Genomic DNA, 25,661 nt, shown 5'->3' on the forward strand with positions numbered 1-25,661 from the left:
CAGGATCATCCCATGTATTTGCCCAAGCATTTTCAGGCGAGCGACGCGGACGCTTTATGCCATCTGATGCGCGCCCGCCCATTGGCTACGCTGGCGATCAATGGCGAAGACGGCCCGCTGGTCAATCATATTCCCTTGCTGGCGGTGCGGCGGGAGGAGGCCTTGATTCTGCGCGGCCATGTGGCGCGCGCCAATCCCTTGTGGAAACAGCTGGGCGGAGAGCCGCAGGCCGTGGCCATTTTCCAGGGCGATGACGCTTACGTGACGCCGAGCTGGTATCCGGCCAAGGCCGAGCACGGCAAGGTGGTGCCGACCTGGAACTATATGGTGGCGCATGCGCGCGGGCGTTTGCGCGCGGTGGACGACAGGACATGGCTGCGGCAGTTGCTAAACGATCTCACGACCGAGCACGAAGCCGCTTTCGCCCATCCCTGGCGGATGGGGGACGCGCCGGCCGATTATATCGACAAGATGATGGCGGCCATCGTCGGCATAGAGTTGACGGTGGACAGCCTGGAGGGAAAGTTCAAGCTGAGCCAGAACCAGAGCGATGCCGCGCGCGATGGCGTGCGAGCCGGCTTGCGCGAGCGGGGCGAGCCGCGGGCGGACGGCGTGGCTGCGGCGATGCCCTAGCGCCTAAAACGCGCCAGCAGCGAGGCCACATTGTCCTTCGTCTGTTTGCCGCCTTGCTGCAGCTGCTGCAGATAGTTGTCGAGAAAACCGTTGAGCAGCATGGTGGAGGTAGTGACTGCGCCGATGCCTGCCGCGTCCCATTCCGTGACGATGCCTTGCAGGTAGGCGGTCAGACGATTGCTGTCGTCGCGGAAGGAATGGTACAGGCTGATGGCGGGGGTGCCGCCAAGCTGATAATGGTGCTGCAAGGCAGCCTTGTCCAAGGGATGCCGGCTCAGGATGTCGCGGCTGTCGAATTCGACGAACAGCGGGTGAAGCGTTTTGCAGTCTCGATTGCCGTTTGGGTAGGCGCGGGACACGATGCCGATGGCCGAATCCGGATCGGCGGAAGGCGAGCGGCTCGGGACGGGGTAACCCAGCAGCAGGGTGAAGGCGCTGGCCTGCGGGTCCGCCCAGCCGACGCCGCTCAGTTCGAAGCAAGAGGGCTGAGGCTGTTTGTCCAGCCAGTCGATCGGCATGTGGATCGCGCCAATTTCCATATGCGGCGAACAAGCGCAGCACAGTTCGCGCAGCGGCCACTTCAGACGCTCCGAGCAGGCCCATGCCTGCTGGTTGTAAGCGACGCAAATTTCCGCCAGCACGGCTTCCGAGGTGATGATGAAGGTTTCGTCGCGATAGGACAGCAGCAGGCCGCTGCCGAAGACAGGGCCGAACAGGCCGCCGTTCATCAGCGGACGGAAGGCCACCACCATGGGATTCAACTGTAGATAAATCCGCTCCAGGCATTGCAGCGGATCATCCAGATCAAACTGAAACTCCATCCCCGATCCTTCAAGCAACATATTGTTTTACCGCTAAAGAATAGTTCAAATTCAAACGAAAGTCGGTTCAGATGGCCGTTGCCGGGTTTATCAATGCTATATCTTTATTGAAGGCGTTCTAAACATTGACAGAACGATCTCGCTGCGATTCGCGCGTCTGCTGTGGCGGGAGGTTCCAAGGCGATAACACCATGGGCCATTTGGCCCGCAGGGGGGGCGCGATGCGGGTGAAGCCGCGGACAAGATTCATCTTGCTGGCCATGGTGGTGTATGCCGCGTTTGCCTGGGCTTGGTTCGCTTTGCCCGATGCATGGATCCATGCGCTTGGCGCTTCGCGCGCGTTTTTCATCAAGGAAGGGCTGTTTCTCGCAGTGAGCTTGTTGTTGCTGCTGCTGGCGCTGCGGTCGGCTCCTGCGCGTCAAACCGACTTGCCGGCCTGGCATGTGGCATTGGCCGCCGACTTGCTTCCCAGCCGCGGGTCCGTCCGCTTGGCCTATCTGCTGGCCGTATTGTTGACCGCTTGCATCATGGCGCTGCGCGCCACGCTGTCCGGCGCGGATGCCGAGCAGTCGATGTTGATTCTGTTCATCCTTCCCATCATGCTGTGCGCCAACCTGGGCGGTTTGGGGCCTGGTCTGCTCGCTACCGCCCTGGCAGTGACGGCCTTCCATTCCTGGCCGGTTTTGGGCGGGCATGCCGCGCAGTCCTGGGAACGGCACCTGCAATTGGTCTTCTTGGTCTTGACCGGCATGTCGATCTGCCTGATGGGCGCCATCTTGCGCCATGCGCTTTCCCGGGTGGAATTGAACCGCAGGCTGCTGGACGCGGTGGTGTCCAGCACGTCGGACGCCGTGTTTGTCAAGGACGTGCATGGATGCTACCTGCTGGTCAACCGGGCCGGCCTGGCTTTTGTGGGCAAGAATGAGCCGGATGTGCTGGGGCGGGATGACTATGCGGTGTTTGACGAAGGCACCGCGCGCAAGTTGATGGCGATTGATCGCGCGATCATGCAGTCCGGCAGGGTGCTGACCCAGGAAGAATCGCTCACGCTGCAAGGCGGCGGCGGCATGGTATTTCTGGTGACCAAGGGGCCGGTCTATGCGCCTGACGGCCGTTTGGTCGGCCTGTTCGGCATTTCGCGCGACATCACCGATCAGAAACGCGCTGAAGAGGCCCTGCGCGTCAGCGAAGCGGAGCTGCAACTGGCGCAGCAATTGGCCGGCTTGGGCAGTTGGAGCTGGGATTTGCGCACCGGACGCCATCAGTGGTCGGCGGAGATCTACCGGCTGTTTGGCCTGGACGGCAATGGGCCGCCTTTGGATTACGCCGCGCTGCAACGTTTTTTCATGCTGGATAGCTGGGCGCAGCTGTCCGAAGCGACGGAGCGCTGCCGGCTCATCGGGATGGGGTATGAGTGCGATCTGGAAGTGCTGCGGGCGGACGGGACCTCCTGCTGGGTGACCGCGCGCGGCGAGGCCCGGCGGGATGAGGGCGGCAAAGTGGTGGTTTTGTACGGCACGATGCAGGACATCACCGCTCGCAAGAACATGGCCTTGCAGGTGAAGGCGAGCGAGGCGCGGCTGCAACTGGTGGTGGAGGCCACCAGCGATGGTTTCTGGGATTGGGATCTGCGCAGCGACAAGGTATACCGTTCGCCTCGCTATTACGAAGTGACCGGCACGCGGGCGGAGGATGACAGCGGCGATTTCCGTTTCTTCCGGCAATTGATTCATCCGGCAGACCTGCCTTTCGTGCTGCAGGCGATAGAAGCGCACCGCCGCGGCAAATCGCCGCGCATCGAGGTTGAATTCCGCCTGGCCAATCAGGAGCATGGCGTGCGCTGGATGCAGACTCGCGGCCGGGCGGTGGAGTGGGACGAGCGCGGCGCGGCGCTGAGGCTGGTGGGCAATCTGTCCGACATCACCGAACGCAAGCGGGTGGACGACGATCTGCGGCTGGTGCTGAATGAGGCCGGCGAGGCGATTTGGGTGACTGATCCCGACGGGTTTTACATCTTCGCTAATCCTGCGGCTTGCCGGCTCACCGGGCACAGCCTGGACGAGTTGAAAGGCATGCAGATCCGCGATCTGGTCGCGCCGGAGTCTCTCCCCATGCTGCCGGGGCATCTGGAGCAGATCGCCTCCGGCGCCTTTCTGCGCTCGGAGTGGCTGCTGCGGCAGAAGAAAGGCGGCAGCATCTGCGTCGATCTGGCCACCGGCCGGCTGAAAGATGGCCGCTACATGGCGTTTGGCCGCGATTTGACCGAGCAGCGCCGCGCCGAGCAGGCTTTGCGCAGCCGCGAGCAGCAATTGGCGCGGGTGATCGAGGGGTCGGATCAGGGCTTCTGGGACTGGAATCTGAAGACCGGCAGTTTTCAGGTCAGCCCGCGCTGGGAGAGCATGTTGGGCTATGGCCCGGGAGAGATGCGCATCACCGCGGAAAACTGGTACGACCATGTGCATCCGGACGATGCGGCGCGGGCGAAAGAGTCGATCCAACGCAATCTGCGCGCGGAGTCCGCCAGCCATGAGGTGGAGATTCGCTGCCGCACCCGCGCCGGCGACTGGCGCTGGATATTGTCGCGCGGCCGGGTGGTGGAGCGCGACGCGGCGGGCCAGCCGCTGATGATGTCTGGCACGCATACCGACATCACCGAGCGCAAAGTGCTCGAACAGGCGCAGAAAGAGGCCGCGGCGGTGTTCGACAGCAGTTACGAGGGCATTTTGATGGTCAGTCCGGATGGGGTGATCACCAAGGTCAATCAGGCTTTCAGCCGCATCACCGGCTATGGCGCGGAGGAAGTGATAGGCCGCAAACCCAGCATGCTGTCCTCCGGCAAACAGTCAAACAGCTTTTACGAAGAGTTGTGGAGTTCGGTGAAGGGGCATAACTTCTGGCGCGGCGAGTTGTGGAACCGCCGCAAGAACGGCGAGCTGTACGCCGAGTTGTTATCGATATCGGTGGTGCGGGATGAGAATGGCCAAGTGCAGCACTATATCGGCATTTTCTCCGATATCACCCAGCTGAAGGTGCATGAGGCGGAACTGGACAGGGTGGCGCATTTCGATCCGTTGACCGGCGTGCCGAACCGCCGGCTGTTGTCCGACCGGCTGCGCCAGGCCATCATGCGCGCCACGCGCAGCGGCAAGTCCTGCGCGGTGTGCTTCCTCGATCTGGATGGCTTCAAATCAGTCAACGATCAATATGGCCATGAAGTGGGTGACCAACTGCTGGTGGCGGTGAGCGGGCACCTCAAATCCGTGCTGCGCGGCGACGACACCTTGGCGCGGCTGGGGGGCGACGAGTTCGTGGTGCTGTTGTCCGAGGTCGGCTCCACCGAAGAGTGCATGCTGGTGCTGGACCGGATACTGCAGGCGGTGGCCGCGCCGGTGCCGGTGGGCAATATCACGGTCAACGTCACCTGCAGCGTAGGCGTCAGCCTGTATCCGCAGGACAATGTCGATCCGGACACGCTGCTGCGCCACGCCGACCAGGCGATGTATGTGGCCAAGGAGGCGGGCAAGAACCGCTATCAGCTGTTCGATCCGGAAAGCGACCGCGTGGCGCAGGAGCATCGGCTGTTCCTGGAGTTGCTGAGCCAGGCGCTGGGCCGCGACGAGTTCGCTTTGTTCTACCAGCCCAAGGTCGATTTGTTCGATGGCGAGATCATCGGCGTGGAGGCTTTGATCCGCTGGCACCACCCCAAGCGCGGCTTGCTTGCGCCGGCGGAGTTTCTGCCGCATCTGCGCGGGCACGAATTGGAAGGCGCATTCGGGCAATGGGTGCTGGATGCCGCGCTGAAGCAGGTTTCGCAATGGGCCGATGCCGGCTTCTCCATTCGGATCAGCACCAATGTCAGCGCGCACTATCTGCTCAGCGCGGATTTTTGCGATCATCTGGCGCAAAGCCTGGCCCTGTATCCGAATGTGCCGCCGGACTTTCTGGAGCTGGAGATCCAGGAGAGCGCGGAGGCGGATGTGGAGAGAACCATCGAGACGCTGCGGCGTTGCCGCCAGCTTGGCGTCCATTTCGCCCTGGATGATTTCGGCACCGGTTATGCCTCGCTGAATTATCTGCGCCGCCTGCCGGTGGAAACGCTGAAGATAGACAACAGCTTCATACACGACATGCTGACCAGCGCCGATGATCGCCACATCGTTGAAGGCGTGATTCAGTTGGCGGCGATCTTTAATCGCAAGGTGATCGCCGAAGGCGTGGAAACGCTGGAGCATGGCGCCGCGCTGCGCGCGCTGGGGTGCCGCTATGCCCAGGGTTTCGGCATCGCCCGGCCGATGGAGGCCGCCGCCGTGCCGGACTGGTGCCGGCATTGGCGCGATGACGCGGTCTGGCGCCAGCTGGACCCCGGGGCGCCGGGGCTGGACATTCAAATGAAATGACATAGGGAATATTCGTCGCTAAGCTCAAGGCCTGCGGCACCGAACCTGTTGCTGGTGTGGGCCTGTTTTTATCGGAGTGAAGCGATATGGAAATGACTCGCCAAGATGACGGTGGCGAATGGATGGCAGTGTCGGGATCAGAGTTTGCGGTTGATAAGCCGCTGTTAAGGTGTTCCCAGTGGAAAATCCGTTTGGCTCTCGCAGCCGATGCGGCTGCGTTGACGGCACTCTATTCCCAACTGACTGGCGATCCGGCGGTGCGGGTATTGCCGGAGCGTCTAGCGTTGCTGGCCGATGGTCTGCGAACTCAGATTCTGGTGTGCGAATACGATGGCGAGCTGATAGCCACTGTTTGGCTCGGATTTTGCGAAGACGCGATGTATGGCGAACAACCCTTCGCCGTGCTGGAAAACCTGATAGTGGATGCGCGTTGGCGTGGCCGGGGGGCGGGGGAGGCGCTGCTGCGCGAGGCGGAGCGTCGTTGTATGGCTCGCGATTGCAGCAAGATCATGCTGCTCAGTTCGGCCAGCCGTGTGGACGCGCACAGATTTTTCATGCGGCAGGGCTTTCACGGCGATGCCAAGCGCGGTTTCGTCAAATACCGGCGCGATCTGGCGGCGCAGTCGATCTGAGCGCCCGAGCATTGCGTTGCATTCGATGTGGCGCAATGCCCGGATTCCCCATCATTCTGTTAAGCCGATGCCTCTGAGCCAGTTCTTGCCCCGCTAGGATCAAACCGGCTGCAGCGTTTGCTCTGTCGCCCCGCTCCGCAGCAGCCTCTGCAGGATCATCTTCAACACCACGCCATACATGGGCAGGAAGAACAGCATGCAGATCAGCACCTTGAAGCTGTAATCCACCAGCGCGATCTCCACCCAGTTGGCGGCCATGAAGGCGTCGCTGCTCTTGTAGAAGGCGATGAAGAAAAACGACAGCGTGTCGCTGACATTGCCCAGGAACATCGCCGCCGCCGGGGCCGCCCACCAGGCCTTGAGCTGGCGCAGCCGGTTGAATACCTGCACATCCAGTATCTGGCCCAAGGCATACGCGGCAAAGCTGGCCACGGCGATGCGGGCGACAAACAGGTTGAACTGCTGCAGCGCCTGCGCGCCTTGCCAGGCGCCCTGATAGAACAGCGTGGACACCAGATAGGAGATGGCCAGCGCCGGCACCATGGCCGCCAGAATGATGCGCCTGGCCAGCGGCGCGCCGAAGATGCGCACGGTCAGGTCGGTAGCCAGGAAGATAAACGGAAACGTGAAAGCGCCCCAGGTGGTGTGAAAGCCGAATACGGTGATCGGCAGCTGCACCAGGTAATTGCTGGACGCAATGATGGCGATGTGAAACAAGGAGAGCCACAGCAGCGCTGACAAGCGCTGACGGCTGGTAAAGGCAAACATCGGAATATCCTTTTTGCTGACTGGGGTGAGGGAACCCAGTGAATAAACGCCGCGGCAGCGGCAAGGGGCAGGATATTACCGGTTTGCCAGGGAGATGGGAAGCGCGCGCTGCGCCGTGCATCGGATATGCGGAACGATTTGTTGTTTGTTTGTCAGTCCTGTCTATAACTATTCTAAGTGATTTCCCTGGCACTGCGGATGGTTGGAAGGAGTGGGCGATGACGATAACCAAGCGGCTGATGTTGACGATAGCTCTCGCCCTGATCGCGATGATCGTGGTGGGCGTTCAGGGTTTGTGGCAGCAGAAGAAGGCCAATGAACGCTTTGATTATCTGAAGATCAATACCTTCCCCAGCATCCATGCTTTGGACGAGGGCAAGGAGGCGCTGGCGGGCATCCGGCTGACCCTGGCGCGCAGCGTGGCGTTGAGCGATCCGGCAGCCAAGGCGGCGCAGCAGGCGCGCATGCTGGAACTGGATAAGCGTTTCGACTCGACGATGGACAAGTACGAGAAGGATCTGGTCTCGGACGATACCGACCGCAAGATGCTGCAGGCTGACCGCGACGCCATGAAAACCTATAGACAGCAGCGCGAGAAATACTTGCAGCTGGTGCAGGCCAATGATGTGGCCGGCGCCGACAAGCTGATGCTGGGCGATATGGCGGAGGAGGCCAAGACGCTGAATCAATTGCTGCTGGACCACATCGAATACAACTACAAGCTGGCCGATCAGTTGTCGCAGGACAATGCATCGGCCTATCAGGCCGGCGTTGTCATGTCGGTGGTGGTGGTGGTGCTGGCCATATTGATCTGCGGCGGCTTGAGCGCGCATCTATACGTCAATATCCGCAACAGCCTGGCCAGCTTGCTTGGCACCATGCAGGCCGTGCGCACGCAGCTGGATTTCCGCCAACGCGCGCCGGTGGCGCGGATGGACGAGATTGGCCAGGCTGCGACGGCGTTCAACGAGCTGATGGGGCGGCTGCAGCAGAGCTTTCTGGAAATCCGCGGCAGCGTGAGCCAGATGCAAGGCGCCATCGTGATGATGGCTGATTCGTCCTCGCACATCGCCGGCAGTTCGGTGACGCAGAGCGAGTCGGCCTCGGAAATGGCGGCCGCCGTAGAGCAGGTGACGGTCAGCATCAACCATGTGGCGGACCGGGCGCGCGAGGCGAATGCGCAGGCGCGGGAGGCCGGCGAGATCGCCGAGCGCGGCAGCGGCGTGGTGCTGGGCACGGTGGACGGCATCAGCGCGGTGGCGCAGGCGGTGGGCGAGGCGGCGGACCGCATCGGCAAGCTGCGCGATGACAGCACCACCATCGCCACGGTTTTGGGGGTGATCAAGGACATTGCGGATCAGACCAATCTGCTTGCGCTGAACGCGGCGATCGAGGCGGCGCGAGCCGGCGAAATGGGACGCGGCTTCGCCGTGGTGGCGGACGAGGTGCGCAAGCTGGCCGAGCGCACCGCCAGCTCCACCACGGAAATTTCCGGCGTGATCGACAAGATGCAGCACGGCACGCAGGCGGCGGTGGCCGGCATGCAACAAGTGGTGGAGCGGGTGAATCTGGAGGCGGAAAAAGCGCGCGGCGCCAGCGAGGCGATTCAGGAAATCAAAACCAATTCCGAACGCAGCGTGGAGTTGATCAGCGAAATTTCCAGCAGCATTGTGGAGCAGGGCAGCGCCAGCAATATCATCGCGCAGAAGGTGGAGCAGATCGCCCAGATGGCCGAGGGCAGCTCCAAGGATGCCAATGATTCGGCCAGTTCCGCCAACCGGCTGAAGGATCAGGCGGAAAGCATACAGCGGACGGTGGCGCAGTATCAGGTATAAGACGAGGGTGCGGGTCGGGGAAAACAGGGCCGCCAGGCCCTGTTTCATTTTCGGCGTCAGCCGATCAGCCGCATCTTGAACTGCTTGCCCTTGATCTTGCCTTGCGACAGCTTGGCCAGGGCGGCTTCGGCGATGCTGCGCTCCAGCGCCACGAAGCTGTTGAATTCGAAGATGTTGATCTTGCCGATCTGGCTGCCGGCAAAGCCGGCCTCGCCGGTCAGCGCGCCCAAAAGGTCGCCCGGGCGCAGTTTTTCGCGCTTGCCGCCGGCGATCTCCAGCGTCACCATCGGCGGCAGCAGCGGGCCGCCCGGCGCCGGGGTCAGCTCTGCCACGTCGGCCCAGGTCAGGTCGGCCTGCTGGTAGTTTTCGATCTGCACCAGGCGCTTGGCTTCGCTGTCGGTGGCCAGGGTCAGCGCCAGGCCGTGCTGCTCGCCGCGGCCGGTGCGGCCGATGCGGTGGATGTGGACTTCCGGATCATGGGTGACGTCGACGTTGATCACCACGTCCAGTTCCTTGATGTCCAGGCCGCGCGCCGCCACGTCGGTGGCCACCAGTACGGTGGCGCTCTTGTTGGCGAAGCGCAGCAGGATCTGGTCGCGCTCGCGCTGCTCCAGGTCGCCGTGCAGCGTCAGCGCGTGGAAGCCCTGCTCCTGCAGCTCGCGCACCAGCTCCTTGCAGCGCTCGCGGGTGTTGCAGAAGGCCAGCGCCGAAGTGGGGCGTAGGTGGCGCAGGATGCGGCTGACCGTCTCCAGCCGGGTTTCCGGCTTCACTTTGTAGAACCACTGCTCGATGTGGTCGGCCTTGTGCAGCGACTCCACCTTCACTTCCACCGGATTTTTCAGGAACTGCGCGCTGGCCTTGCGGATGTCTTCCGGATAGGTGGCGGAGAACAGCAGGGTCTGGCGGTTCTTCGGGCAGGCGCGGACGATGCCGACGATCTCCTCGATGAAGCCCATGTCTATCATGCGGTCGGCCTCGTCCAGCACCAGCGTCTTCACGCCGGAGAGGTTCAGCGTTTCGCGGAACAGGTGGTCTTGCAGCCGGCCCGGCGTGCCCACCACGATGTGAGCGCCGTGCTCCAGCGAGCCGATCTGCGGCCCCATCGGGGTGCCGCCGGTCAGCGTCACCACCTTGATGTTGTCTATGGCCCGCGCCAGGCGGCGGATTTCCTGCGCCACCTGGTCGGCCAGTTCGCGCGTCGGGCACATTACCAGCGCCTGCACGCCGAACCAGCGCGGATTCAGGCTGGCCAACAGGCCCAAGCCGAACGCAGCCGTCTTGCCGCTGCCGGTCTTGGCCTGGGCGATCAGATCGCGGCCTTCCAGAATGGCGGGCAGGCTGGCGGCCTGGATGGCGGTCATCTGGTGGTAGCCCAGGCTGTCCAGATTGGACAGCAAGGGGGCGGGCAGGGGCAGGGTGGAAAAAGCGGCTGGTTTCACAATGACTTGGCGCGGTTGGCTAAAGGCTGGGCAGTGTAACAGCAGTGAGGCTCGCGGCCAAATGCCCAGCGCATTTTCAGTTGAAAAAACGCCCGGTGCAACCGGGCGCTGGTGTCTTCCCATCTAGTTTAATCAGATGCCGCGGTTTTTGCCTGGCTGGCGTCACACCCGGAAGCGCGACACCGAATCCGTCAGGCGCTGCGCCAGCGTTTCCAGCTCCGCCGCTGCGCCCACGGTCTGCTGAATATCGGCGTCGTTGGTGCGCGCCATGTCGGCGATGGCGTCGATGTTTTCATTCACCGCCTGGCTGGTGAGGCGTTGCTGCTCGGTGACTTCGACGATCTGCTGCAGGCCGTTGCGGACTTCGGCCACCGACTGGTTGGCGGCGCTCAGCACGTTGGCCACGCTGTTTGTGGAGTGCCGGCTGGCCTCCAACGATTGCAGGCTGGCGTTGACGGCTTGCCGCACCGCGTCGGTCTTGCTGTTCAGCGCGCCGGTGACCGAGTCGATCTCGCTGGCGGATTTGGCCGATTTCTCGGCCAGTTTGCGCACCTCGTCCGCCACCACGGCGAAGCCGCGGCCCATTTCGCCGGCGCGGGCGGCTTCTATCGCCGCGTTCAGCGCCAGCAGGTTGGTCTGCTCGGCGATCTCGCGGACTTCCTTGGTCATGCTGGTGATGACGGCGGTGGAGTTGACCAGATCGCTTTCCGCCTGCGCCATCAGCTGCACCGCGCTTTCCACCTGGCCCACTTCCTGTTGCAGCTGCTGCAGGCTGCGCTGGCCCTGCTCGGAACGCTGCAGGCTTTCCTCGGCGCCGTTGCTGACGTGTTCCGCCTTGCCGGCGATCTCGCCGATGTGGCAGGCCAGCTGTTCCACCGCCTCCGCTGCGGCCAGCGACTGGCTGTTCTGGCGGTGCGAGCTGGCGGCCAGCTGGTTGGCGCCGCCGGACAGGCGGCGCGAAGCCAAGGCCACCGCGTCCGCGCTTTCGCTGACCTGACGCACCAGGCCGGCCACCGTGCCCAGCATTTGGTTGAACAGGCGGGCGGTGACGCCGATCTCGTCGTTGCTTCTGGTCGGCAGCCGGCGCGTCAGGTCGCCTTCGCCCTTGGCCAGCTCGGCCAAGCCCTTGGCCATTTCCTGCAAGGGGTCGGTCACGAAACGGCGGATGAACAGATACACCACGCCCAAGAGCGGCAGCGAGGCCAGCAGGGCGAACAGGATGCTCTGCGTGCGGAAGCTGTCCACCGCGGCATACGGTTTTTCCAGCGAGATGCGCATGCTGACCGCGCCCAGCGGCGTTTTGTCCGCCACCTGGTGGCAGGCCATGCAGTTCTTGCCCAGATAATTGGATGAGGCCAGCGCCGGGTACACCACCCTCAAATGCTCGCCCAGCTCGGGTGTGGATTCGATCTGCACATGCGGCTTGCCGTCCTGCAGCGCGGCGCGTTCCAGCGCATCGGTGGCGCGCCCCTTGTCGCCGGCGTTGCCGGGGCCGAACTGCTTGTTGACGGGTTCGCCGCGTATCACCCGCAGGTCGCGCACGGCGGACAGCTCGCGGATCTGGTCCAGAAACACATCGCGCTGGCCCACGGTGCCGGTGATCATCATGCCGGTCAGCCCGGCCAGCGTCATTTCATTCATGCTGTGCGCCAGGTCCTTGGCCTGTTCTACCGCGATGTCGCGGCTGGCGCGCGTTTCCCACGCGATCAATCCCCCCCATGCCAGTACCAGGCAGCTCCAGATGGCGCCGGTCAGTCGCAGCCAGATCGGCCAGTCGGAAAATTTTCTCATTGCATGCCGGAGCGGCGTGGCCCCGTCTCCTGTGTGTGGTTTGTGTTTTGATCGTCGCTGAGCGGGCAGCTGAAAATAACTTTAGCATGGCTATGCCGTAGGAATTCTAGTTCGGAGAGTGTGGGCCGCGTCTGGCCAAGATCAAGGAATGCGCGGATACCGCTTGCCGCGGTGGCGGATTTGCTATCAAAGCCCGTTCAAGGCCTTATGGCTTGGGTTGGCCGGCTTTTTCTGCAACAATCGCGCCCTTGCCGACGCGGCTGACTGCGCCGGCTATGGTGAAATCGAGATCGGATAGCGTGGAGATGGGCATGAGTGACGGAGCGGGGCGCGGTGTCGCCATCATAGGCGGCGGGCCGGCGGGCTTGATGGCGGCGGAGATGCTGGCGCAACGCGGCATCCAGGTGGATGTCTATGACGCCATGCCCTCGGTGGGCCGTAAATTTCTGCTGGCAGGCATTGGCGGACTGAATATCACCCATTCCGAACCGTTTCCGGCCTTCGTAGGCCGCTATGGCGCGCGCGCGGCACAGATCGAGCCGTTGCTGCGCGCCTTTGACGCCGATGCGCTGCGCGCCTGGGTGCATGGCCTGGGGGTGGAAACCTTCGTCGGCAGTTCCGGCCGAGTGTTTCCGTGCGAAATGAAGGCTGCGCCGCTGCTGCGCGCCTGGCTCAGCCGGCTGCGCGAGGCGGGCGTGCGCATCCATGTGCGCCATCGTTGGCAGGGCTGGAACGCGGACGGCAGCCTGCGTTTCGATACGCAGGGCGGCGAACTGGCGGTGTGCCCGGACGCGGTATTGCTGGCGCTGGGCGGCGGCAGTTGGAAAAAACTCGGTTCGGATGGACGCTGGATGCCCTGGCTGGCCGAGCGCGGCGTGGCCACGGCGCCGCTCATGCCGTCCAATTGCGGATTTGATGTCGGCTGGAGCGCGTTTTTCTCCGACAAGTTCGCCGGCGAGCCGCTGAAGGCGGTGGGGCTTTCCTTCGAAAGCAGCGATGGACGTAGCTTCAAGCGGGTGGGCGAGTGCGTCATCACGCAGGGCGGCATCGAAGGCAGCCTGATTTACGCTTGCTCGGCGCTGCTGCGCGACGAGATCGCCCGCTCCGGCGCCGCCACCTGCCATCTGGACTTGATCCCGGCCTGGGACGAAGCCAGGGTGCTGGCCGAGGTGACGCACCCGCGCGGCTCGCGCTCGCTATCCAGCCATCTGCAGAGCAGGCTGAACCTGAAGGGTGCGCGCGCCGGCATCCTGCGCGAGTGCCTGGACAAGGAGAGTTTCCAGCATCTGCCGACGCTGGCCGCCGCGATCAAGCGCTTGCCGTTGAGGCTGGCGGCGCCCCGGCCCATCGATGAGGCGATCAGCACGGCCGGCGGAGTCTGTTTCTCCGCGCTGGACGAACGGCAGATGCTGAAGGCGCTGCCCGGCGTGTTCTGCGCCGGCGAGATGCTGGATTGGGAGGCGCCCACCGGCGGCTATCTGCTGACCGCCTGCTTCGCCAGCGGCCGCGCCGCCGGCATCGGGATAGCGGAATGGCTGCAGGCTGGCGCGTCAAAATAGTTTTACTTGAGGGCGGCAAGCGAGCCTGACAGAATACCCGGATCACATTATTTCGCCTGACCCAGGCGTGATTCGTAAACTGTTTTTCTTGCTTGCCATGAGTGAAAAAAGCAATCCCTGCCAATCCTGCGGCGCCTGCTGCGCCAACTTCCGCGTTTCCTTCTACTGGGCTGAGGCCGATGACGGCGGCGGCGCCATCCCCAGCCAATTCACCGAGAAAGTCAACGATTGGACCCGCTGCATGCGCGGCACCTGGTCCAATAGCCCGCGCTGCGTCGCCTTGCAGGGCGAGGTGGGCCGTAGCGTGGCCTGCGGCATCTATGCCGCGCGCCCGAGCGCCTGTCGCGAGGTGGAGGCAGGGTCGGCGCAATGCCATAAGGCGCGAGCGGCGCACGGGCTGGCGGTGTTGCGGGACGATGCGGTGGCCGTAAATGAGCCTCAGCCTTTGCTGACGGGCTAACCATCGTCCGCAACGCGCTACGCGGTTTTACAGGCGATAACGGTTGACCGCCTGGTTCATGGCCACGACGGCCTCGTCCAGTTGTTCCGCCGTCTTGGCGGTTTGATGGGCGGCGGCGCTGGACTGGGTCGCCATTTCCGCGATTTTTTCCACCTGCACGGCGACGCTGTTGCAGGCATGGGCCTGCTCGCGTATCGAGTCCGCGATTTCTCCCACCATCTGGCTGGCGGTATTGGACGACTTGCCGATTTCGCCGATCGTGATCAAGGCCTCGTCCGCCCGGACGACGCCCGATACCACCAGTTGCTGCGTTTCGCTCATGCGCGTGGTGGTCTGGCGCGAGGTATCGGTCACGCCGCGGATGATGTGGTCGATTTCGCCGGTCAGGATGGCGGTGCGCTCGGCCAGTTTGCGCACCTCGTCCGCCACCACGGCGAAGCCGCGGCCCATTTCGCCGGCGCGGGCGGCTTCGATCGCCGCGTTCAGCGCCAGCAGATTGGTCTGATCGGCGATGTCCTTGATGCTGCTGACCGAGTTGGCGATCCGGTTGTTCTGCTCTTCCAGTTCATGCAGGCTGGTGCTGGCATGGTCGACGGTATGGGAAATCGAGCGGATTTCCTCCACCGTGCGCGCGATGACCTGCTGGCCAGTGTCGACATGGCGGCTGGCTTCCTCGGTTTGCTGATTGCTGTATTCGGCCCGGTCTCCCACCTGATGGATGCTGACCGACAGCTGTTGCATGGTGGCGGCGATGGCGGAGGAGGCCTCGTTTTGCCTTTCCGCCGCCTGCAGCACATTGCCGGCGGCGCTGGCCAGGTCGGTGGCGTAGGCTGCCACCTTGGCGCAATTGCCGGCAATATCGCTCATGCTGTGGCGGATGCGCTCTATCAGCAGGTTGAAGGCGGCGGCGGTATTGCCGATTTCGTCGCTTGGGTTATGTACTTTGACCTGCAGCGTGAAGTCCAGCCGCTCGCCTATCCGGTTCATGGTCTGGTTCAGGTCGTGTAGCGGCCGGCTGATGGAGCGGTGGCAGCGCAGGCCGATGGCGATGAGCAGCAGCGCCAGCAGCGCCGTGGCGGCCAGGGTGATGTCGCGGGTGGTTTCGATCAGCCTATGGGCAGTCGCCACCTCCTGCTCCACATGGCGCTTGTTGTAGTCGATATGCGCGGCGATGCCCTTGGTCAGCGCATTGCCGGCAGGCAGGGCAGAGGTGGCGCGCAGGCGCAGCGCTTCGGCCAGATTGCCGCGCAGCGCCGCGTCCATCAGCGGCACCATGGTGCCCCAATAGCGGTCCAGCAAGCGAACGTTTTCCTGGTATAGCGCGCGGTCATCTTCGTTGTCGACCTGCGCTCCGTACTGATCCAGCGTTGATTTGGCGGCTGCATAGGCGGCATCGACCTTGGTTTTGGCCGCCAGGCGGTCCGCTTCGCTATCCGCCACCAGCACTTGCATCCCCACCAGCCGGATGGAGGCGATGGCGTTGCCGAATTGGTTCAGCGTGATCAGCTTGGGATAGTCCGCTTGGGAGAAATTGCTGGCGGTATCCGCCAGCCGGGACTAGGTGTACAGGCTGTAGGCGCTGATGCCGGCCAAGGTAAGGATGGAGAGTAAAATCAGCAGCAGGATTTTTTTGGAAACCGACATGGCAATGGACTCCGTCAAGGTGCGAGTGCTTGATAAGTATTGCGGGCTACTGGAATATTTCTGTTTGGATATTTATATATAAACAATATTAAAGTTATGGTTTATTGAAAAATACATGCAATTGACAAGCAACTTCCTTGCCTGGCGATTAACCCATGTCTATGAATTTCAAGCAAGTGTTGTGGCGGTGATTGTGCAGTTTGGTGTGTAATCCATTAGGTGGATGTGGGATTGTATTACATTCGCAAGGCAGGAGGGCGTCGAGGCTCGCCATGTCCTAGTGGCATGGCAGATGAAGCGGGTTTTGCCTTTGGGTCGTCCAGGCTGCGTATTGCAAAAGAAAAGGCTTGCCGCGGCAAGCCTTTTGTCATGACGGGATGCGAAGATGTCCTACTCTGGCTGCTTGTCGTTGCTGGCCAGCTCGATCTGCGCTTTCTTCACCCGCTTGTCCGCCGCCAATTTTTGCTGCAGCGCCAGCAGGTCGGCCTGCGGCGGGCTGTCGAAGACCACTACGCTGGCGGTGCGGTAGCGCGGCGTCAGGCCGTGATCGCGGGCGAGCGCCGCCTCGTCCTGCGCGGAGGCCAATTGCACCAGCACGGCTCCGCTGACGGATGCCGGCACCGTCTGCTTGGCGCTTTGCACCACGTCGCCGCGCTTCAGCGTCGGCGTCGCGGTTGCTGGCGCGGCCGCCAGCTTGGCGGAAACGCCCATCTTGGGCTGCGGCGTCTGTTTGTAATACACCTTGCCGTTGATGGAAACGGCTTGTCCGGCAGGCTTGGGCAGGAAGGGCAGGTCGGCCGCGTGAGCCGTGGCGGAAAGCGCCAGCAGGGCGGGGATCAGGGAAAGAATGGCTTTCATGTTGCGCTCCGGTGGCCGAAGAAGCGGATCGACCACGATTTCAGTTTGCCCGCCGCGTTTGGCAGCGAGTAGGTGGTGTTTTTGCCGTTGACCCGATGGACGAACTGGTATTCGCCGCCATTGCTGTCTATCACGCGCAGCCGCCATTGGCCTTTGGCCGGTTCGCCATAGAAGTGGTTGGATAGCAGCCGCTGCTGGTTCAAGCCATATTCCTCCGCCACCAGCGCGGTGCGCGGCGACAGCAGCACCGAGCGGGTGCCGGACGGCGAGATCAGCTCCACCGCCAGGTCGCTGGCGCGGCCGTGCTGCGCATCCACCAGGATTTGCACGGCTTCCACCGTCAGGTTGTCCGGCTGGTTGAATACGCTTTCCACGCCTTTTTCATCGCCGTCCGGGATGGCAGCCTGCGCGTTCACGGTTTGCCAGCGGGTTTTTTCCAGCGGCGGCAGCGGGCGCTGATAGAACAGCGCTTTTTCCACCGCCTTGTCCACGTCTATCAGGCCAAAGCCATAGAACGGATGGAAAGACAAGCCTGCGGCGTTTTTCTGCCATCCCGGCAAGGCCTGGTAGCTATGGGCATTGCCTGCCGAATCCTTGAACGCCAGCGTCACGCCAGGCTGCGCGGCGTCCACCTTGCGGGCGGTGGTGATCAGCAGATGGCGCACGTCGCGGGCGGAGAGCGCGGGATTGGCCGACATCACCAGCGCGAACGAGCCGGATGTGGCCGGCGCCGCGGACGAGGTGCCGTTCATCACGCTGTTGTAATCGCAGTTCGGATCGAGCGCGGTGCCGCCATGCAGGCTGTTGGCGGCCTCGCCGCTTACGTTGTAGCCGCGATTGCAGCCGGAAAGGTCGGTGGTGACCATGGCCGGTGAGTCGGTGCCGTATTCGCCGCCTGGCGCGGTCAACAGCACGTTGGCGCCGACCGACGAATAGGACGAACGCACGCCGTCCGCGTTCAGGGCCGATACCACGACATTCCAGTAATTGCTGTTGTCGGTGGTGAGGTTGGAGTCCTGCACCGGCAGGCCGTTATTGCCTTGGTAGCCCAGCAGATAGCCGCCGCTGACGCGGAAATAGTTGTAGGCGTTGCCGGCGGATTTGACGAAAACCGCGCCGCGGCCCCAGTGGCTGTTGCGGCTGACTTCCTCGTAGGTTTCCTCTTCGGTTTTCAGTTCGATGTCGGCGTCGGGGTTGCCTGGCTGCGAGGTGATGGCGGACGAGCCATAGCTTTGGTTGAAAACCCGGGCGTCGGTAAAGGCTTCCAAGGGTTTGCCGCCAGGCTGCTTGCCATGGGAGAGCAGCCAGCCCTCCATGGTTTGCGACAGCAGCCAGTTGAAGCCCTTCAATCCAGCCGACGGCGCGACGCCGCGCCCGCCAATGCCGTTGTAGCCGACGGCGGCGGCGATGCCGGCGACCGAGGTGCCGTGGGCGTTGTCCGGCGATGCTGGCGTCGGGTCATCGCTGCCGGTCACCAGGTTTTTTGATCCCGGCACGATATTGGCCGCCAGGTCCGGATGGCGGATTTCCAGACCATCATCGATCACGGCGATGGTGGTGCCCACGCCGCGGATGCCGCGCAAATGGGTGAAGGCGAGATCAAGATCAATGCCCTTGGCCCCGCCGCGCTTGGAGAACGCATTCTGTCCGGTGTTCTGCAGATGCCATTGCTGATTGGCCAGCGGGTCGCCGGCCTGCAACGGGTAGGCCGGCTGGCCCGGCGCCGCGGCATGGCCGGCCTGCGAGGCCAGCGCCAGCGCGATGGCGCTGCTGATGAAACGAAGTTGCATGGTGGTTTCCTCTGTTTTTTCCTTTGTGCGGCATATTGCCGCTCCATCCATACTATTTGTTAATTTTTATTGCGTAAATACGTTTTTGTCATTATTTGATTCGAAAGGCGGATAAGCGTGCGCGCGCGCTTCGCCTGCTGTGGGCGGCAAGGAGGGGGCGTGTTCCGGCGGGGAGAGGAGGCGACGCGGCGCGGGCCGCGTCGTGGAGGCGGCTTAGTCTATTTTGGCCAGCGTATCGAAGTTGCTGTGGTTGCAGTCTTCGAATTCCCGTCTCGGCTCTTTCAGCTTGATCTGGTAGGATTTGCCCTGGGCGGTGAGGATCAATTCCTTGTCGGCGCTGGCCAGCGGTTTGGGCATGAGGAACCAGCGCTGCCCTTGGCGGGAGTTGGGCTGGGTGATGTAGATGCCGCTGGAAGGAGGGTTTTCCGGTTGCTGCGGGTCCAGCAGAGACACTCCGACCGGCGTTTGCCCCAGTATCTCAATGCCGACCTTGGTGCCGTTGTTCTGGCGCAGGATGCGCCGGATGATGCCCAGCAGCGGCGGGTGACTGTCGGTGCGCACCAGAATCAGCCGTCCGATGGCCAACTGCTCGATGGCCTTGCCGATGAAGGTCAGGCCCATGCCGGTGCTGCTGATGTCGTTGATGCGCCATTCATCGACGCGGTCGGCTTCCAAGCCGCTGACGTCCTGCACCTTGATCTGGAAGGCCACCCGTTCGAAGCCGATGGAGACGTGCGCGCTGGAGGCGTGCAGCGATCTTTCCGATTTGCGCAGCGATTTGCCGCCGTCGTTTGACCAGCGGATAGCCAGCTTTTCGCATAAATCCGCCCATTCCTCGCGCTCCAGTTCGCAGTCCAGCGCGGCCAATTGCGACGGGATGCGAGTGTCTAGGTCGAACATCAGGTCGGCCAGGCGGGTGCTGATTTCATATGACGACCAATAGCGGTGCCATTTGCCGGCCATGCCCCGCAGCATCGGTTGAGGCGGCTCCGCCATCGACAAATTGAAGACGAAAACCGGCGTCTCCAGCGGCGGCTGCCTCTCAAGCGGAATCTGCTGGCAGATCAGCAGCAGCAGTTGGTCGACCGCGATGATCTCCTTGTGCAGCATGTTTTCCGTCTGCGCCAGATACAGCATGCCCGCCTGCAGCAGCAGATGCTCGCAGGTGATTTCCTGGCGCGAGTGGGGATACAGCAGCAGCGGGGTGCGGGCGAAGCCGGCTTCCTCGGCGTAGATGTAGAAGCGGAAGCCCTGCTGCCAGGCGCTGCCTTCCGGCTTCAGGTAACGCAGCGCGTTCCAGGCCAGCAGACGCATCTGGTGATGCAGCCCGCGTATGGTGACCAGTTGCAGTTCGGCCTCGGCGGTTTGGCTTGGCGCGTTTTTATGCAGCCTCAGGCAAATCTGGTAAGCGGTGGACAGCTCGTGCCAATACGCCAAAATGGTGGGCAGATAGCCTTTGCTGCCTGGTTTGGCATGCAGGTAGTCGCTGCACAGCTGCTGATGGATGTCGGCGGCCTTGTCGTCCACGTAGAGCAGCGTTTTGACGCGCTCTTTCAACGATATCTCGGTATCGGCGTTAATTTTGGAAATAGCCTTGATGATTTCCACCAAGGCAGTAAAGTATTCAGCCTGCGGCAAGTCTCGTACCAGCAGGGTTGCCGATTGCGCCACGCCGGATGCCGGCGTGTTTTTGCTCAGAAGCGAAGTGACTAGCGATTTGAAATCAAACATTGAGCCCAGCTTTATTAATGAAAGTGATGTACTCGCTTATTTGTCACTCTATCTTACGTCACGCGTTGATGATGGTGAAACTACAATCTCAAAATTAACAAACATGGCCTTGATAAGGAAATTCTCATTTTGGGTATCGGTCGCGGCGTTCGTTTTGGCGGCCTTGGCCGCGGTTCCATCCGCGCACGCGGCGGATGAGGCGCAAGTGTCTGAAGGGGTTGGGGTTGTGCTCGGCGGCGGCGGCGCGCGCGGTTTCGCCCATCTTGGGGTTTTGAAGGAGCTGGAACGGCTGCGCATTCCGATTTCCTGCATCGCCGGCACCAGCGCCGGCGCCTTGATCGGTGGCATTTACGCCAATGGCTTGCCGCTGGACGAGATGGAGAAAGAGTTCAACGGCGCCGACTGGGATCTGATGCTGTCCGGCCGGCCGGCGCGGGCGAATATCCCGTATGACCGCAAGCGCAATGACTACAAGAATTATCTCGATGCCAGCTTTGGCCTGAAGGGCGGCGAACTGCGCCTGCCGCGCGGCGCCATCAACTCCCAGGGCATCGAGATGTACATCCACAACATCACGCGCGACCGCAATATCGACAGCTTCGACAAGCTGCCCATCCCGTTCCGCGCGGTTGCCGCCGATTTGCTGACCGGCGACGCGGTCGTGTTCGACAAGGGCTCGCTGTCGCGCGCTCTGCGCGCCAGCATGGCGGTGCCGGGCGTGTTCGACCTGGTGGAAGACGATGGCCGCCTGCTGGTGGATGGCGCGATTGCCCGCAATGTGCCGGTGCAGGACGTGAAGGGGCGCTGCGCCAAGCATGTGATTGTGGTGGATGTCGGCTCGCCGCTGATGAAGGCCGACGAAATCCAGTCCTGGTTCGACGTAGTGGCGCAAAGCTCCAATCTGGCGGTGATGCGCAACGTCAGGCAGCAGATGAAGTTGCTGGACAAGAACGACATCGTGATCCGGCCGGACCTCACCGGCTATACCGCCGCTTCATTTGGCGACCACCGCGCCATCGTCAAACGCGGCGAGGAGGCGGCGCGCAAGATGGATGCCCAGCTGTCGGCGCTTTCGGTCTCGGAAGAGCAGTACGCGGCATGGAAAAGCCGCTTGCAGCGGCCGCGCTATCCGGTGCTGGACGAGGTCAAGGTGGAAGGCAAAGACGGCACTTTCACCAAGGTGGCCACCTTGCAGCAGTCCTTGAGCTTCAACGGACCAGCCGTCCCTGTCGGCGTGGTGCGGCAACGCCTGGATGAAATCTTCGCGGGCGGCGAATACGACAAGCTGTCTTATCGAGTCGATAACATCACCGGCCGCAACGTGATGACAGTGATGCCGGTGGAACGCAGCATAGGCCAGAACTCGCTGCATTTTGGACTCAATCTGAACAGCGACACGCCGGGCGACAGCGCATTTACTTTCCGCGCCGCACATGAGTGGGCGGCGCTGAACGATGCGGGCGCATCCTGGCGCAATGACGTGGCGATCGGCTACCAGCGGATGTTCAATAGCGAGCTGTATCAACCGCTGTGGCGCGGCAGCCCGTTTTTTGCGGCGGCTTCGCTGGGCGCTTACCAGAAGCAGTTCCGTTTGTTTGATGCCAACCATACCGCCCTCTCAACCATTAATGACGATGTGGTGGGCGGTCAGCTCAACCTTGGCTTGGCGCTGGGCAAATACGGCGAGTGGCGTATCGGGCTGTATCACGAAAACAATCGCATATCCGTTGCGCAGGGATATCCGTTTGATATCGACGACGGCGGCCGTTTCCGCGATGTCGGCTTGAGCACCCGCTTGGTGGTGGATCAATTTGACAATCCGCGCTGGCCGCGCGCGGGTTACTACTTCAGCGGCAAATTGCGCAAGGGCATGCCGGGCCTGGGCAGCGATACCGACCAGCAAGCTTATGATCTGGTGGGCGAGGTGGCCAAGACCTATGGCGACTTTACGGCGCGCTTCACGCTGAAAGCGAGCGGGGATCGCAAGAAGAATGTTCCCCAGGAGTTGGGCGGCTTTTTGAATCTGACCGGTTATCAGACTGGCGAGCTGGTCGCGGACCAAACCGCGCTGGCGCGCTTGATGGTTTATTGGCGTGCCGCCTCCTTGCCGCCAGTGCTGGGCTCTGGCGTCTATGCCGGGGTGTCGCTGGAAGGCGGGCGGCTGTGGGGGCAGAACAATCTCGATTTTCAACCCAATAGAGAGAAAAGCTGGATTCCAGCCGGTTCGCTGTTCTTGGGCGCGGATACCATCCTGGGGCCGTTCTTTGTCGGGGTCGGCACTGCCCGCGGCGGGCAGTTGACCGGGTATATCTACCTCGGCGTCGATTATTGAGCGCGCGGCGCGCTGTGATGGCCCGGCGATCCATTGGCGATGGAGCGCGGGGCTGTCCTTAAGGTCTGCTGCATTGCGATATTGGTACGAACGTTTGATTTAGTCCTGGCATTTGCGCTTGTCATGTCCTATCCCGGTTAAGGGCCGCCATCCGGCGGCCCTGGTCAAGAACACATCGGGAGAGATAATGAAACGTTTGTTGTCGCGCAGCGCGTTCGCGCTCGTTCTGCTGCTGCTGCCGTTCGCATCGGCTCTGGCATCCGCTGGCTATACCCAAACCCGTTATCCCATCGTACTGGTGCATGGCCTGTTTGGTTTCGGCCAATTGCTGGGCGTGGACTATTTCTACCAGGTGCCGGCGGCTTTGAAGGCCGACGGCGCCCAGGTGTTCGTGGCCGAGGTGTCGGCCACTGACAGCAATGAGGCGCGCGGCGAACAGCTGCTGCAGCAAGTGCGGCAGATATTGGCCATCACTGGGGCGCAAAAGGTCAATCTGATCGGCCATAGCCAGGGCGCGCCCACCGCGCGCTACGTAGCCGGCGTGCGGCCGGATCTGGTAGCCTCGGTCACCACGGTGGGCGGCGTCAACAAGGGTTCCACCGTGGCCGACATCGTGCGCGGCGTGGCTCCTCCGGGAACGGTCAGCGAAGCGGTCGCTTCGGCCATCGCCGGCGCCCTGGCCAAGGTGATCGCCTTCTTCTCCGGCACCAGCGACTTGCCGCAGCAACCCATCGCCGCGCTGAACTCGCTGACCACCGCCGGCTCCCTGGCCTTCAACGCCAAGTTCCCGGGCGGCGTGCCGGCATCGGCCTGCGGCGAGGGCGATTACCAGGCGAATGGCGTGCGCTACTACTCATGGACCGGCGCGGCCACCACTACCAATATCCTCGATCCGCTGACCATCCCGATGGGTGTGTTGGGCCTGGCTTTCGGCTCCACGCCGTCCGATGGTCTGGTTGGCGTGTGCTCGGCCCACCTGGGCCAGGTGATTCGCGACAATTACCAGATGAACCACGTCAACGAGATCAATCAGAGCTTCGGCTTGGTCAGCCTGTTCGAGGTGAGTCCGGTCACGCTGTATCGTCAGCAGGCCAACCGGTTGAAGAACGCGGGGCGGTAAGATGAGACGCCGCAGTGGGTGGGGATTGGCCTTGCTGGCCGGCTGCGCGGCGCTGGCCTGGTGGTATTGGCCACCCCCCGCCTCGGGACCGTCCAGCTTGCCGGGCGCCGTGGCATGGGGCGGTCCGGCGGCCTCGCTGCGCGGCACCTCGCCGGACGGCGCGGTCAAGGCCGATGGCGCGGGCGCGCTGCGGGTCGATCAGGAGCTGCGCCGTTTGTTCGACTATTACCTGGCCACGCTGGGCGAGCGCACTTTGCCGCAAATCCGCGCCGAGCTGCAGCGTCATCTGCAAACACGCTTGCCGGCCAAGCCGTTGGCGCAGGCGATGAACCTGTTCGACCGTTACGTCGCCTATCGCCAGTCGCTGGCCGGCATGGCGGTGGCGGCCAGCTCCGACCTGTCGCAAAGGCTGGCCAGGGCGAGGGCGGTGCGGCTGCAGTATTTCAGCGCGGCCGAGGTGGCGGGGCTGTTCGGCGACGAGGACCGCTATGACGCGTTCACCGCGCAACGCTTGGCCATTCTGGCCGATGCCTCATTGAGCGCGGCGGAAAAGCAGCGGCGAATCGCCCTGCTGGAGCGGCAGCTTCCGCCTGAGCTGCGCGCGGCGCGCGAGGAGCCGGTCAAGCACCTGGCGCTGGCGGAGGCGGAGGCGGCCTTGCGCCAGCGCGGCGGGGGCGAGCAGGAGCTGTACCAGTTGCGCGCCTCCATGGTGGGGCAGGCAGCGGCCGATCGCTTGTCTGAACTGGACAGGGAGCAGGCGGCATGGGGGCAGCGGGTCAATGATTTCACCCGCGAACGCGCCGCCATCCTGGCCAATGGCCGACTCAGCGCCAAGCAGCAACAGCAGGCGGTGGCGCAATTGCAGGCGCAGCGTTTCTCGGCGCAGGAGGCCTTGCGTCTGCCTGGCTTTGTCGCCAGTCATTGAGTGTCGGCTGCAACGAAAACAGGCGCCCCATGGCGCCTGTTTCTGTTGGAGCAATCAGGGTCAGGGCTGGTTGAAAAACAGCCGCTGCAGCGCCTCGCCCGGTTCCGCTTCCCGCATGAAGGCTTCGCCCACCAGGAAGCTGTGCGCGCCGCTGGCCTGCATCAGCCGCACGTCTTCCACGCTGGCGATGCCGCTCTCGGTGACGGCGATGCGGCCGTCGGTGATGCGCGGCAGCAGTTTCAGCGTGGTGGTTAAGCTGACTTCGAAGCTGCGCAGGTTGCGGTTGTTGACGCCCACCAGCTCGGTCTTCAACTGCAGCGCGGCGTCCAGTTCCGCCTCATTGTGCACTTCCACCAGCACCGCCATGCCCAGCTCGTGGGCCAGCGCTTCCAGCGCCATCATCTTGGGCAGCTCCAGCGCGGCGGCGATCAGCAGGATGCAATCCGCGCCCATGGCGCGGGCTTCGTACACCTGGTATTCGTCGACGATGAAGTCCTTGCGCAGCGCCGGCAGATGGCAGGCGGCGCGGGCGGCTTCCAGGTAGGCGGCGTCGCCCTGGAAGTATTGGCGATCGGTCAGCACCGACAGGCAGGCTGCGCCGTGGGCGGCGTAGCTGGCGGCGATGGCGGCGGGCTGGAAGTCGGCGCGGATGACGCCCTTGCTGGGGCTGGCCTTCTTGATTTCGGCGATGACCGCGGCCTTGCCCAGCGCGTGCTTGGCGCGGATGGCGGCGACGAAGTCGCGACGGTCGCCGCGCGCCTCTGCCTCGGCGCGCACCGCGGCCAGCGGACGCGCGGACAGCGCCGCGGCGATTTCCTGGCGTTTGGTGGCGATGATGGTGTCGAGAATATCGGACATGCTGATTCGGAGGTTGAAAGTCGAATTGGCCATCATGCAGAACATCCCGCCCGATGGCAAGCCGGATC

At 62.9% G+C, this 25,661-nt stretch carries 18 protein-coding genes; 9 read left to right on the forward strand and 9 right to left on the reverse strand.

Going from position 1 to position 25,661, the window contains the following annotated elements; all coding sequences use genetic code 11:
* Positions 1–12 precede the first annotated feature (12 nt).
* Positions 13–633 carry an FMN-binding negative transcriptional regulator gene (locus BI343_RS16230; protein WP_071110483.1) on the forward strand — a complete coding sequence of 207 codons (621 nt, stop codon included), beginning with the start codon at positions 13–15 and terminating at the stop codon, positions 631–633.
* On the opposite strand, the gene BI343_RS16235 is transcribed toward BI343_RS16230, so the two are convergent.
* On the reverse strand, positions 630–1,454 hold the full coding sequence (locus BI343_RS16235; protein WP_071110484.1) for a hypothetical protein: 825 nt from the start codon (positions 1,452–1,454) through the stop codon (positions 630–632). The two genes, BI343_RS16230 and BI343_RS16235, sit on opposite strands and share 4 nt — an antisense overlap.
* A 191-nt stretch (positions 1,455–1,645) precedes the next feature.
* On the opposite strand from BI343_RS16235, the gene BI343_RS16240 reads away from it, so the two are divergent.
* Positions 1,646–5,851 carry a sensor domain-containing protein gene (locus tag BI343_RS16240; protein ID WP_071110485.1) on the forward strand — a complete coding sequence of 1,402 codons (4,206 nt, stop codon included), beginning with the start codon at positions 1,646–1,648 and terminating at the stop codon, positions 5,849–5,851.
* 86 nt (positions 5,852–5,937) lie between these two features.
* Positions 5,938–6,483: a GNAT family N-acetyltransferase gene (locus BI343_RS16245; protein ID WP_211269451.1), complete on the forward strand. Its 546-nt coding sequence runs from the start codon at positions 5,938–5,940 to the stop codon at positions 6,481–6,483.
* Positions 6,484–6,582: 99 nt separating this feature from the next.
* Here the strand turns inward: BI343_RS16245 and BI343_RS16250 are convergent, their stop codons facing one another.
* Entirely contained in the window at positions 6,583–7,251 is a 669-nt protein-coding gene (locus BI343_RS16250; protein WP_071110486.1) for a 7-cyano-7-deazaguanine/7-aminomethyl-7-deazaguanine transporter, read from the reverse strand.
* A 218-nt stretch (positions 7,252–7,469) separates the two neighbouring features.
* Here BI343_RS16250 and BI343_RS16255 point away from each other — a divergent pair, with 218 nt between their 5' ends.
* Positions 7,470–9,086 (forward strand): methyl-accepting chemotaxis protein, encoded by a 1,617-nt coding sequence (locus BI343_RS16255; RefSeq protein WP_071110487.1) that lies wholly within the window; start codon positions 7,470–7,472, stop codon positions 9,084–9,086.
* A 56-nt stretch (positions 9,087–9,142) separates the two neighbouring features.
* On the opposite strand, the gene dbpA is transcribed toward BI343_RS16255, so the two are convergent.
* Together dbpA and BI343_RS16265 are read right to left on the reverse strand one after the other, a co-directional pair.
* Complete coding sequence (dbpA, locus tag BI343_RS16260; RefSeq protein WP_071110488.1) at positions 9,143–10,525, reverse strand: ATP-dependent RNA helicase DbpA; 1,383 nt, start codon at positions 10,523–10,525, stop codon at positions 9,143–9,145.
* 162 nt (positions 10,526–10,687) lie between these two features.
* Entirely contained in the window at positions 10,688–12,316 is a 1,629-nt protein-coding gene (locus BI343_RS16265) for a methyl-accepting chemotaxis protein (protein ID WP_071110489.1), read from the reverse strand.
* Positions 12,317–12,627: 311 nt separating this feature from the next.
* Between BI343_RS16265 and BI343_RS16270 the strand changes: the two genes are divergently transcribed.
* Together BI343_RS16270 and BI343_RS16275 are read left to right on the forward strand one after the other, a co-directional pair.
* On the forward strand, positions 12,628–13,875 hold the full coding sequence (locus tag BI343_RS16270) for a TIGR03862 family flavoprotein (protein WP_244886676.1): 1,248 nt from the start codon (positions 12,628–12,630) through the stop codon (positions 13,873–13,875).
* 97 nt (positions 13,876–13,972) lie between these two features.
* The gene (locus BI343_RS16275) at positions 13,973–14,335 is read left to right on the forward strand and encodes a YkgJ family cysteine cluster protein (RefSeq protein ID WP_071110491.1); all 363 of its coding nucleotides are present in this window, start codon (positions 13,973–13,975) and stop codon (positions 14,333–14,335) included.
* A 27-nt stretch (positions 14,336–14,362) separates the two neighbouring features.
* Here BI343_RS16275 and BI343_RS16280 read toward each other — a convergent pair whose 3' ends face one another.
* The 4 genes from BI343_RS16280 to BI343_RS16295 all read right to left on the reverse strand — a co-directional run bounded on the left by BI343_RS16280 (position 14,363) and on the right by BI343_RS16295 (position 20,358).
* Positions 14,363–15,787, reverse strand: coding sequence for a methyl-accepting chemotaxis protein (locus BI343_RS16280; RefSeq protein WP_071110492.1), 1,425 nt, complete (start codon positions 15,785–15,787; stop codon positions 14,363–14,365).
* 582 nt (positions 15,788–16,369) lie between these two features.
* The gene (locus tag BI343_RS16285; RefSeq protein WP_043628142.1) at positions 16,370–16,837 is read right to left on the reverse strand and encodes a hypothetical protein; all 468 of its coding nucleotides are present in this window, start codon (positions 16,835–16,837) and stop codon (positions 16,370–16,372) included.
* The gene (locus BI343_RS16290) at positions 16,834–18,627 is read right to left on the reverse strand and encodes a S8 family serine peptidase (RefSeq protein WP_071110493.1); all 1,794 of its coding nucleotides are present in this window, start codon (positions 18,625–18,627) and stop codon (positions 16,834–16,836) included. Before BI343_RS16290 ends, BI343_RS16285 begins: the two co-directional genes overlap by 4 nt.
* 213 nt (positions 18,628–18,840) lie before the next feature.
* Positions 18,841–20,358: a PilZ domain-containing protein gene (locus BI343_RS16295; RefSeq protein ID WP_071110494.1), complete on the reverse strand. Its 1,518-nt coding sequence runs from the start codon at positions 20,356–20,358 to the stop codon at positions 18,841–18,843.
* 205 nt (positions 20,359–20,563) lie between these two features.
* Between BI343_RS16295 and BI343_RS16300 the strand changes: the two genes are divergently transcribed.
* The 3 genes from BI343_RS16300 (at position 20,564) to BI343_RS16310 (ending at position 24,735) form a co-directional block, all read left to right on the forward strand.
* Positions 20,564–22,690 carry a patatin-like phospholipase family protein gene (locus BI343_RS16300; protein WP_169829030.1) on the forward strand — a complete coding sequence of 709 codons (2,127 nt, stop codon included), beginning with the start codon at positions 20,564–20,566 and terminating at the stop codon, positions 22,688–22,690.
* A 187-nt stretch (positions 22,691–22,877) separates the two neighbouring features.
* Entirely contained in the window at positions 22,878–23,810 is a 933-nt protein-coding gene (locus tag BI343_RS16305) for an esterase/lipase family protein (RefSeq protein ID WP_071110496.1), read from the forward strand.
* 1 nt (position 23,811) lies between these two features.
* Complete coding sequence (locus tag BI343_RS16310) at positions 23,812–24,735, forward strand: lipase secretion chaperone (protein WP_083341024.1); 924 nt, start codon at positions 23,812–23,814, stop codon at positions 24,733–24,735.
* Positions 24,736–24,795: 60 nt separating this feature from the next.
* Here the strand turns inward: BI343_RS16310 and trpC are convergent, their stop codons facing one another.
* Positions 24,796–25,593, reverse strand: coding sequence for an indole-3-glycerol phosphate synthase TrpC (trpC, locus tag BI343_RS16315; protein ID WP_071110595.1), 798 nt, complete (start codon positions 25,591–25,593; stop codon positions 24,796–24,798).
* Between the last annotated feature and the right edge of the window lie 68 nt (positions 25,594–25,661).

This window comes from Chromobacterium amazonense (assembly GCF_001855565.1).
In the GTDB taxonomy this organism is placed as follows: Bacteria; Pseudomonadota; Gammaproteobacteria; order Burkholderiales; family Chromobacteriaceae; genus Chromobacterium; species Chromobacterium amazonense.